The sequence below is a fragment of the Streptomyces sp. NPDC047981 genome, from assembly GCF_040653315.1.
Taxonomy (GTDB): domain Bacteria; phylum Actinomycetota; class Actinomycetes; order Streptomycetales; family Streptomycetaceae; genus Streptomyces.
The window spans coordinates 149,695-159,481 of the sequence record NZ_JBEZNQ010000009.1 but is presented as its reverse complement, the minus strand read 5'-3'; the positions used below and the strand labels follow the sequence as shown (position 1 = coordinate 159,481).

Below are 9,787 nucleotides of genomic sequence, written 5' to 3'. Positions count from 1 at the left end.
GGCCCGAGCGCCGAGCTTGTAATCCGAGGGGTTCACAAGCTCCGGCTAGGCCGTCTCCACCCCCACGAAAGACTCCCTGAGGTACTCGTGAAGCCCGGGCGGGCGCGGCACGCAGCGCCGAAGGCCGCCGGGGGCGGCGGGTTCCTCCGGCGGGCCGCGGCGGTGACCGCGGGGCTCACGGCCGCCGGTGCGCTCCTCGGACTCGTACGGGACCAGAGCCTCGCGCACTACTTCGGCGCCGGGGCCGAGACCGACGCCTTCCTGGTCGCCTGGACCGTGCCCGAGTTCGCGTCGACGCTGCTCATCGAGGACGCCATGGCGCTCATCCTCGTGCCCGCGTTCAGCCGCGCCCTGACCCGCAGGGGCGGCGCCGTCCGGGCGCTCGTACGGTCCACGCTTCCCCGGCTCGTGCTCGCCATGTCCGCGCTCGCCGGGGTCCTCGTCCTCGCCGCGCCGCTGCTCGTGGCCGCGCTCGCGCCCGGGCTGCCCGACCCGCAGCTCGCGGTCGACTGCACACGGCTGACCGCGACCTGCGTGCTGACCTTCGCGCTCGCCGGGTACTGCTCCGCCGCCCTGCGCGCCCACGGCTCGTTCCTGCCACCGGCCGCCATCTACGTCGCGTACAACGTCGGCATCATCGGCACGATCGTGGTGCTCCGCGAACCCTTCGGCGTGCGGGCGGCCGCGGCCGGGGTCGCCGTCGGCGGGGCGCTGATGGTGGCGGTCCAGGCGCCGTACCTGATCCGGGAGTTGCGCGGCAGGCAGCCCCTGCCGCGGGGCGAGCGCGCGGGCGGCGACGGACGGCTCCTGGTGCTCGGGCTCATCGCCCCCGTCATCGCCTTCACGGTCTCCCGCCAGTCGCAGATCCTCATCGAGCGCTTCCTCGCCTCGCCGCTCCCCTCCGGCGCCATCTCGCATCTGAACTACGCGCAGAAGGTCGCGCAGATGCCGATGATCCTGTCGCTGATGCTGTGCACGGTCAGCTTCCCCGTCGTCGCCCGTGCCATGGCGGCGGGCGACACGGACGGCGCCCGGCGGCGCGTCGAGCGCGACCTGCTGCTGGCCGCAGTCGTCGTCCTCATCGGCACCTCGATCGTGATCGCCGCCGCCCCGCAGATCGTCGAAGTCCTCTTCCAGCGCGGCGCCTTCGACCGCGGCGACACCGACGCGACCGCCGCCGTGATGCGCGTGTACGCCCTCGGGCTGCTCGGCCAGACCACGGTCGGCACGCTGGTGCGCTGCTACTTCTCCGCCGCCCGCCCGCTCTGGTACCCGGCTGCCGCCATGGCCGCCGGGCTCGTCCTGACCGCCGTCGCCGGGGTCGTCGGCGCGGGGTGGTGGGGCGCCGTCGGCATCGCCGCCGCCAACGCCCTCGGGATCACCCTGACGGCCGTGCTCATGCTGCGCGGCGCGCACCGCCAGGCCATCCCGGTCCGGGTCCGCTACCTCGGCGAGGGGCTCCTGCGGCTCGCGACCGCCGCCGCCTGGGCCACCGGGGCGGGCTGGCTCGCCTCGGTCCTGATCGGCCCCGCGCTGCTCTCCCTCACCGTCGCGAGCCTGGTCTGCGTCGCCGTCTTCCTGCTCTTCATCGCCTGCGCCGCCCGTGCGCCGGACATCCCACCCCTCACCCGCACCGCATCACGAAGGCTCGCCCATGCCCGCTGCCACGGCGCCCCCCACCGCCGCGATCCGTCGACTGCTGCCGAAGACACCACCGTGGGTGGTGATGTACCACTCGATCGCCGACACCACGGATGACCCGTACCGGGTGACCGTCTCGCCCGTCCGGTTCGCCCGGCAGCTGCACTGGCTGCGCGACCGCGGACTGCGCGGGGTCTCCGTGCGCGAGCTGCTCGCCGCACGCGCCGCGGGCCGCGCGAAGGGGCTCGTCGGACTCACCTTCGACGACGGGTACGCCGACTTCGTCGACTCGGCGCTGCCGCTGCTGCGCCGGCACGGCTTCACCGCCACCGTGTACGTCCTGCCCGGCCGGATCGGCGGCGAGAACGCCTGGGACGGCGACGGGCCGCGCAAGCCGCTGCTGTCGGAGGACGGCATCCTGCGGGTGGCCGAGGCAGGCATGGAGATCGGTTCGCACGGCCTGCGGCACGTCTCGCTGCCCACCCTGGACGCGGCGGCCCTCACCCGGGAGACCGCGCGCAGCCGGGAGCTCCTGCGGGAGATCACGGGAAAGCCGGTGGACGGCTTCTGCTACCCGTACGGAGACGTCGACGACCGTGCGGTCCGGGCCGTACGGGAGGCCGGCTACCGCTACGGCTGCGCCATCGACCCCGGCCCGCTGACCTGCGCGCACGCGCTGCCCCGCGTCCACATCGGCGAGCAGGACACCCCGTGGCGGCTCACCGCCAAGCGGCTGCTCCACCCGCTGCGCCGCCGCCACCCGACCGATCTCGGGCGCGCCGCCCTCCAGGAGACGTCATGAAGGTCCTGCACATCATCACCGGTCTGGGAATCGGCGGCGCCGAACAGCAGCTGCGGCTGATGCTGCGTCACCTGCCGGTGGACAGCGAGGTCGTCACGCTCACCAACCCGGGCCCCGTGGCCCGTGGCATCGAGTCCGACGGCGTCCCGGTCACCCACCTCGGCATGGCCGGCAACCGCGACCTGGGCGCGCTGCCCCGGCTGGCCGGGATCGTCCGGCGCGGCGGGTACGACCTCGTCCACACGCACCTGTACCGGGCGTGCGTGTACGGCAGGCTCGCCGCCCGGCTCGGCGGGGTCCGTACGGTCCTCGCGACCGAACACTCTCTCGGCGACACCCAGATCGAGGGCCGCCCGCTCTCCGCCGGCACCCGCGCGCTGTATCTGGCGACCGAACGGCTCGGCACGACCACGGTCGCCGTCTCGCCGAGCGTCGCCCGCCGGCTGGCCGCCTGGGGGGTGCCGAGCGCCCGGATCGAGGTCGTGCCGAACGGCATCGACCGGGCGCGCTTCGGCTTCGACGCGGACGCGCGCAGGATGACACGGAAGCTGCTCGACCTGCCGGAGGACGCGTTCGTCGTCGGCGGGGTCGGCCGGCTCGCGCCGGGCAAGCGCTTCGACCGGCTCGTACGGGCGGTGGCGGAGCTGCCGGAGGCACGGCTGCTGCTCGTCGGCGAGGGCCCCGAGCGCGCGCGGCTCACGGCGCTCGCCCGTGAGCTCGGGGCCGCCGACCGGGTGCTCCTCACGGGCGCCTGCGAGGACCCGCCGCCGACGGACTCCGCCGGGCCCGATCTGCCGTCGCTGCTCGCGGCGATGGACGTCTCCGTCTCCACCTCCCCCGACGAGACCTTCGGCCTCGCGGTCGTCGAGGCGCTTGCCGCCGGTCTCCCGGCGCTGTACGTGGCCTGTCCGGCCGTCGACGACCTGGCGCCCGACGAGGCCCCGGGCGCGCGGCGGGTCGGCCGGTCCGTACCCGAACTCGTCTCCGCGCTGCGCGGCATCCGCGACGCCCGGCTCGCCCGGCTGCCGCAGCCCGCCGCCGCGCGCCGCTACGACATCGCGCACAGCGCACAGCAGTTGCTGTCCCTCTACGAACAGGCCGTCCACGGCACCCCTCCCCTCCCGAAGTGAGTCCACCGATGTCACCCAAGTCCCCGCTGAGTCCCCCGAGTCCCCGCCGCGCCCGGCTCTCCGCCGCCGCCCTGCGGACCCCCCGCCGCCTCCTCGTGCTGCCCGCGTCCGTCCTGCTCGGCGCGGCCCTCGGCGCGGGCTACGGCGTCGTGAAGACCCCGCAGTACGCGGCCACCAGCTACGTGATCGTGGTCCCGGGCGAGAAGTCCGACCCGGCCGCCGCGCTCGGCTTCGCCCAGGCCTACGGGCGGGTCGCCACCGACATCGCGGTGACCGGCGACGCGCAGGTGTGGGCGGGCGTCTCCGCGGCGACGCTGCGCGCGAGCGTGCAGGCGGCGACCTCCCCCGACGCGCCGATGATCTCCATCACCGCGCGCTCCACGACCCCCGCCAAGGCCGTCTCCATGGCGGACGGCGTGGCCCGCGCCCTGGTCACCAACAGCACGCACGTGTCGGGCAGCACGGGGGTGAAGGTCGTGCAGTTCTCCCGCGCCACCAAGCCCGTGGCGCCCGTCTCGCCGTCCGCCCCGCTCTCCGCGCTGGTCGGCGGCTGCGCGGGCGGTCTCCTCGGCGGCCTCGCCCTGCTCGTACGGCCGCAGCGGGCGGCGCGCGCGGACGCCCGGCACTCGCGGCAGGCCACGGCCACGGCCGCCGTGCCCGGCCCGACGGCGGCCCAGCAGCAGCCGCAGCCGGCACCGGAGGCGGTGTGACGGGGGCCGGCGGCCCGGGCAGAGGGCTGCGGGCGGAGGTCTGCCGGGACGGCGCGGAGTTCGGTCGGCTCGCCGAGCGGTGGGCGTCGCTGTACTCCCGCTGCTCGACGGCCACCCCGTTCCAGTCGCACTCCTGGCTGCACTCCTGGTGGGTGTCGTACGGCGCCCCGGGCGCGCTGCGGGTGGTGCTCGTACGACGCGCCGACGGCGAACTGGTCGCGGCGGCGCCCCTGATGCGCGCCCGGGGTCCGCTCCCGGTCCTCACCCAGCTCGGCGGTGCGATCACCGACTTCACGGACGTCCTGCTCGACGACGCGTGCCAGGAGGCGGCTCCCGCGCTGGCCGGGGCGCTGGCCAGGGCGGCGCGCGGGGCGGTGATCGATCTGCGCGAGGTCCGGCCGGGGGCGGCGGCCGAGCAGGTCTTCGCCCGCTGGCGGGGGCCGAGGCGGCGGCTGCCCGACTCGCTCTGCCTGGAGCTGCCCGCCGTGCCGATGGACGCCCTCCTCGAACGGATCCCGTCGGGCAAGGCCCAGCGGGTGCGGGCGAAGCTGCGGAAGCTGGACGCACTCGGCATCGACGAGCGGATCGTGCCCGGGGACGAGGTGCCGGACGCGCTGGAGCGCCTGCTGAAGCTGCATCAGCTCCAGTGGCGGGGCCGGGGTGTGACCGTCGAGCACACCAGCGACCGGTTCGCCCAGCACCTGGCGCGGGCCGTGCGGCCCATGGTCGAGCACGGGGACGCGCGGGTGACGGAGTTCCGGCTCGGCGGGGACGTCGTCGCGGCCGACCTGACGCTGATGTCGCCGCGCCTCGCGGGCGGCTATCTGTACGGCGCGGATCCCGTGCTGCGCGAGCGGAAGGTCGACGTGGCGACGATGCTGCTGCGGCACGGGGCCCGGGAGACCAGCGCGAGCGGACGGGCGACGTTGAGCATGCTGCGCGGCACGGAGCCGTACAAGCAGCACTGGCGGCCGGAGACCGTGCCCAACCAGCGGCTGATGCTGGCCGGCGGCGGTACGGCCCCGCTGCTGTGGCTGCGCGCCGGCGCGGCGGACGGCAGGCGCTGGGCGGCCCGGCAGGCGCGGGAGCGGGCCTGGGTCGGGCAGGCGCTCGGGCGGCTGCCGGGACGGCTGTCGCGAAGGCTGCCGGGACGCGCCGACGGCGGCGGAGGATGATCTCCTCCGCCGCCGTGCGGGTGGGGACGGACGTCAGAAGGGCCAGCTGTCGCTGTCCAGGACGTCCTCCCAGGCATCGTTGACCTCGGCCTCGACCTCGTCCTTCCAGTTCATGTCGACCTGGGGGACGCAGACCTTCCCGCCGATCCAGCTGTCGACCCACGAACCGAGGTTCACGGTCCAACAGGTCTCGGGCTTGGGCTCGGGCTTGGGCTGAGGCTTGGGTTCCGGCTTGGGCTGAGGCTTCGGTTCCGGCTTGGGCTCGGGCTTCGGTTCCGGCTTGGGCTCAGGCTTCGGCTCGGGCTGCTCGGGCTTCGGCTCGGGCTTGGGCTCAGGCTTCGGCTCGGGCTGCTCGGGCTTCGGCTCGGGCTTGGGTACGGGGATCGTCGGGACCTCGGGCTCCGCGGGCACCTCGGGTACCTCGGGTACTTCCGGCACCTCGGGAACTTCCGGAACCTCAGGCACCTCAGGTACCTCGGGCACCTCCGGGACTTCCGGCACCTCCGGGACTTCCGGCACCTCCGGGACCTCGGGTACCTCCGGTACTTCAGGTACCTCCGGCTCCTCCGGAACCTCGGGCACCTCCGGCTCCGCACCCGACAGCATCTGCCGGAAGACCTGCGACGAACGCGGGTTGTCGTCGCACTGCCAGACGCCGTGCGGGCAGTAGTCCGTGATCGTGTGGTACAGCGGCTGGTGTTCGGCCATCCATTCGAGCATGCGTCGCATGTACTCGGGATTGTCGCCGTTCCGGAAGAGACCCCATTCCGGGTACGAGATCTCCTTGCCGTGCTCGGCCGCGAAATCCACCTGCTTCTGCAGCCCGTACGGCTCGCTCACATGCTGGTCGAAACTCGACCCCGGCGGCTGGTCGTACGAGTCCATTCCGATGATGTCGACCACGTCGTCACCGGGATAGCACTGCGTCCACGGAATGGCGTCCGTGCCCCGGCTCGGATTGAAGTCGAACCGGAACTCCTGCCCCGGCACGGAGCGCATCGCCGTGACGATCCGCGTCCAGTACTTCTTCCACGCCGTGGGATCGGGCGCGCACCGGTGGGTGTACGTCGTCCCGTTCATCTCCCAGCCGAGGACGATGACGGTGTCGGTGGCCTTGAGCGCGACGAGCCGCTCGGCCAGCTTCTTGAAGTGGTGGTCGTAGTACCCGGAGGCGCCGAGCTGGAGCTGCCGGCGCACTTCGTAGTCGGAGACCCCGGCCTCGTTCCGCTCCAACATCGGTACGTTCAGCACGAACAGCCGGTCGGCCTGCTCGTTGCGCCACTTCGCCCAGGCGTCGAGGAAGCCCGGGGGGCTCTCGATGTTCGACCAGAGGTCGCCGGGGAGGTAGGTGTGACCGACCCGGAGTTCGCGGCCGCCGAGCCAGCGCTCCAGCTGGCCGATCCGGTTGACGCCGTGCGGTCCCGATTCGAGGAACGCGCCCAGTGCGGTGGAGAGAGTCGGTTCGGGGTCTCGTGTCGTTACGGATTCGGCGGCGTGGGCGGGCGAGGACAGCACGACGGAGCCTGAGGCGAGGAGACCTGCGGTGAACACCCCCAACCACACACTCGATGCCTTTCGCTTCCGGTTCGTCATGGCCGCTCCTTCGCGCATTACGCCGCTTGATGGTCCGTCAGTCGGATTCTCAGAAAGTATTCCTAATAAGCCGACCGTGAACTCCGCTCCGATCTGATCAGTAGTCCATTGGTGTATTTCATCGCCCAGTTGGGGCATCCGAGACGAAGGAAAGCCGTGCCGAGTTTTGACACCCGCGTCCCTGCAGTCCTCGTGCGACTCGACCGGAATCCCTTCCACCACGGCACGCTCGGCGCCGCGCGCTCCCTGGGCAGAGCCGGTGTCCCGGTCCACGCGGTCCTGGAGTCCCGGACCAGCCCCGCCGCCCGCTCCCGCTACGTACGGTCCGTCCACACCCGCCCCGAGCCCCGCTCGCCTTCCGCCCTCCCCGCCGCCCTGGCCGACCTCCTGCTCCGGCTCTCCGCCGACCTGGCGACCCCCGCGCTCCTGGTCCCCCTCGACGACCTGAGCGCCCTCGCCCTGGCCGAGCACCGCGCCGAGCTGGCGGACCGCTACCTGCTGCCCGACCAGTCGGCGGACCGTCTTGCCCGGGTGGCCGACATGGCGGAGCTCGCCGAGACCTGCCGCGCCCTGTCGCTGCCCCACCCGCCGACCGAACTCCCCGAGAGCGCCGACGAGGCCGCGGTCATGGCGTGGACGCTCGGACTGCCCGTGGTCGCCAAGTGGAGCCGCCCCTGGCTGCTCCCGCCGGGCAGCGGGCTGCGCAGCACGACGATCGTGCGGTCGCTCCCCGAGGTCCGGGCGCTGTACACCCGGACGCCGGAGGCGGGCAGCCGGCTGCTGCTCCAGCGCCTGCTGCCGCCGGGCCGCGAACTGGACTGGTTCTTCCACGGGTACGCCGACTCCACCGGGCGCGTCGCGGCCGGGGCGGCCGGGCGCAAGGAGCGTTCGTGGCCGGAGGGGGCGGGGCTCACCGCGGTCGGGCGCTGGACGGCGAACCCGGCGGTCGAGCGGACGGCGGGCGAGCTGCTCGCCGCGCTCGGCTACCGGGGCGTCTTCGACCTGGACTTCCGGCTCGACCGGGCGACCGGCGCGTACCACCTGCTCGACTTCAATCCGCGGCCCGGCGCGCAGTTCCGGCTCTTCGCGGATCCCGACGGGCTCGACGTCGTCCGGGCGATGCACCTGGACCTGACGGGCCGTACGGTCCCGGCGCACTCCCCCGCGTACGGCCGCCGGTTCGTGGTCGAGAACTACGCGGCGCTGTCCGTGCTCGCCTCGCCCGGCCGGCGGCGCGCGGACGGCCCGCACGGGCGGACGGAGACCGCCTGGTTCGCCAGGGACGACCTGGCGCCCGCGCTCGCGATGGCCGGGAGCTGGCTCGTCCACGTCCTGCGCAAGGGCCTGGTGGCGCTGCGTCGGCGGCTCGCGCCGGGACCGCGACGGAAGGCGCCGGACGTGCCGTCGCAGTCGACGGCACGCTCCGCCTCCGACCGCATGATCCGACGATGACAACGGAAGGCACCATGTACGACCTGGTGATTGTGGGAGCCGGACCCTACGGGCTCTCGGTGGCCGCCCACGCGGCGGCCCACGGCCTGAACTGCCGGACCTTCGGGCGCCCCATGGAGTCCTGGCACGCCATGCCCTCGGGGATGTTCCTGAAGTCCGAGCCCTGGGCCTCCCATCTCTCCGACCCGCGCGGCGCGTACGGGCTCGACACCTACGCGACGACCCGGGGCGTCCGCGCCGAGCACGGCGTCCCGCTGCCGGTCGGTTTCTTCGCCGACTACGGCGACTGGTTCGCCCGCCAGGCGGTCCCGGCGCTCGACGAGCGCCTGATCGCCTCGGTCGCCCCGCACCCCGACGGCTTCTCGGTGGTCACGGAGGACGGCGAGACGCTCCGTGCGCGGACGGTGGCGCTGGCCGTCGGCGTCCTGCCGTTCATGGAGATCCCCGGCCCCCTGCGCGACCTTCCGCGCGCGTACGTCACCCACAGCAGTCACCACGGCGAGCTGGACGGCTTCGCCGGGCGGGACGTCACCGTCGTCGGCGCCGGCCAGGCGGCCCTGGAGACGGCGGCGATCCTCACCGAACAGGGCGCCCGCACCCGGATCCTGGCCCGCTCGGACCGGCTGCGCTGGAACACCCTCCCGCCGGCCCTCGACCGCGGCCTCTGGCCTTCGCTGCGCGCCCCGCACACGGGCCTCGGCTGCGGCTGGCACAACCGGCTGTACGCGGACACCCCCGGGCTCTTCCGGCGGCTGCCCGCGCCCACCCGTGAGCGGATCTTCGACTCGGCCCTCGGCCCCGCGGGCGCCTGGTGGCTGCGCGAACGGTTCGCCGCCGTGACCGACGTACGCCTCGGGACACGTGTCGTGGCCGCGGAGCCGACCGACGACGAGCGGCTGCGCCTGGAGGTGTCGGGGCCCGCGGGTCCGGAGGTCCTGACCACCGACCACGTCATCGCCGCGACCGGGTTCACCCCGAGCCTGGACCGGGCCGGGGTGCTCTCGCCCGCGCTCCGGGGCGCGCTGCGCACGGTGGGCGCGGGCGGGGCGCCGGAGGTGGGGGCGCGCTTCGAGTCGTCCTGGCCGGGCCTGTTCCTCGCGGGGCTGCTGACGGCTCCTTCGTACGGTCCTTCGATGCGGTTCGTGTTCGGCGCGGGCTACACGGCCGGCCGGCTCGTGCGCGGGGTGCGGCAGCGACTGCGGGCCACGGCCCGCGGCACGGTGGCCCGTCCCCGTACCGGCGAGGAGCGGACGCCGGTCGGTCGGGCATGACGAAGGGCCGGCC

General features: G+C 74.1%; 7 protein-coding genes and 1 pseudogene. 7 read left to right on the top strand and 1 reads right to left on the bottom strand.

Annotated elements, in window-relative coordinates; genetic code table 11:
* Nucleotides 1-87 precede the first annotated feature (87 nt).
* From AB0E14_RS08510 to AB0E14_RS08490, 5 genes are all read left to right on the top strand, one after another.
* Complete coding sequence (locus AB0E14_RS08510) at nt 88-1,758, top strand: lipid II flippase MurJ (RefSeq protein ID WP_362413862.1); 1,671 nt, start codon at nt 88-90, stop codon at nt 1,756-1,758.
* Nucleotides 1,655-2,443: a polysaccharide deacetylase family protein gene (locus tag AB0E14_RS08505; protein WP_362413860.1), complete on the top strand. Its 789-nt coding sequence runs from the start codon at nt 1,655-1,657 to the stop codon at nt 2,441-2,443. The genes AB0E14_RS08510 and AB0E14_RS08505 overlap by 104 nt, the downstream gene beginning before the upstream one ends.
* Nucleotides 2,440-3,573: a glycosyltransferase gene (locus tag AB0E14_RS08500; RefSeq protein WP_362413858.1), complete on the top strand. Its 1,134-nt coding sequence runs from the start codon at nt 2,440-2,442 to the stop codon at nt 3,571-3,573. Before AB0E14_RS08505 ends, AB0E14_RS08500 begins: the two co-directional genes overlap by 4 nt.
* 8 nt (nt 3,574-3,581) lie before the next feature.
* A complete protein-coding gene (locus AB0E14_RS08495; RefSeq protein ID WP_362413856.1) occupies nt 3,582-4,283 on the top strand; it encodes a lipopolysaccharide biosynthesis protein in 702 nt (233 codons plus the stop codon).
* Between the two features lie 89 nt (nt 4,284-4,372).
* Nucleotides 4,373-5,458 (top strand): GNAT family N-acetyltransferase, encoded by a 1,086-nt coding sequence (locus tag AB0E14_RS08490; RefSeq protein WP_362413879.1) that lies wholly within the window; start codon nt 4,373-4,375, stop codon nt 5,456-5,458.
* Nucleotides 5,459-6,055: 597 nt separating this feature from the next.
* Here AB0E14_RS08490 and AB0E14_RS08485 read toward each other — a convergent pair.
* Nucleotides 6,056-7,069 (bottom strand): annotated as a pseudogene (locus AB0E14_RS08485) (glycosyl hydrolase); the annotation flags it as partial.
* A gap of 138 nt (nt 7,070-7,207) precedes the next feature.
* On the opposite strand from AB0E14_RS08485, the gene AB0E14_RS08480 reads away from it, so the two are divergent.
* Together AB0E14_RS08480 and AB0E14_RS08475 are read left to right on the top strand one after the other, a co-directional pair.
* Complete coding sequence (locus AB0E14_RS08480) at nt 7,208-8,503, top strand: ATP-grasp domain-containing protein (RefSeq protein ID WP_362413854.1); 1,296 nt, start codon at nt 7,208-7,210, stop codon at nt 8,501-8,503.
* Nucleotides 8,504-8,517: 14 nt separating this feature from the next.
* Complete coding sequence (locus AB0E14_RS08475; RefSeq protein WP_362413877.1) at nt 8,518-9,774, top strand: FAD-dependent oxidoreductase; 1,257 nt, start codon at nt 8,518-8,520, stop codon at nt 9,772-9,774.
* The last annotated feature ends 13 nt before the right edge of the window (nt 9,775-9,787 follow it).

Coding starts and splice junctions, on each gene's coding strand:
- AB0E14_RS08505 (WP_362413860.1), top strand. CDS start 1,655: ATGCCCGCTGCCACGGCGCCCCCCACCGCCGCGATCCGTCGACTGCTG.
- AB0E14_RS08500 (WP_362413858.1), top strand. CDS start 2,440: ATGAAGGTCCTGCACATCATCACCGGTCTGGGAATCGGCGGCGCCGAA.
- AB0E14_RS08495 (WP_362413856.1), top strand. CDS start 3,582: ATGTCACCCAAGTCCCCGCTGAGTCCCCCGAGTCCCCGCCGCGCCCGG.
- AB0E14_RS08475 (WP_362413877.1), top strand. CDS start 8,518: ATGTACGACCTGGTGATTGTGGGAGCCGGACCCTACGGGCTCTCGGTG.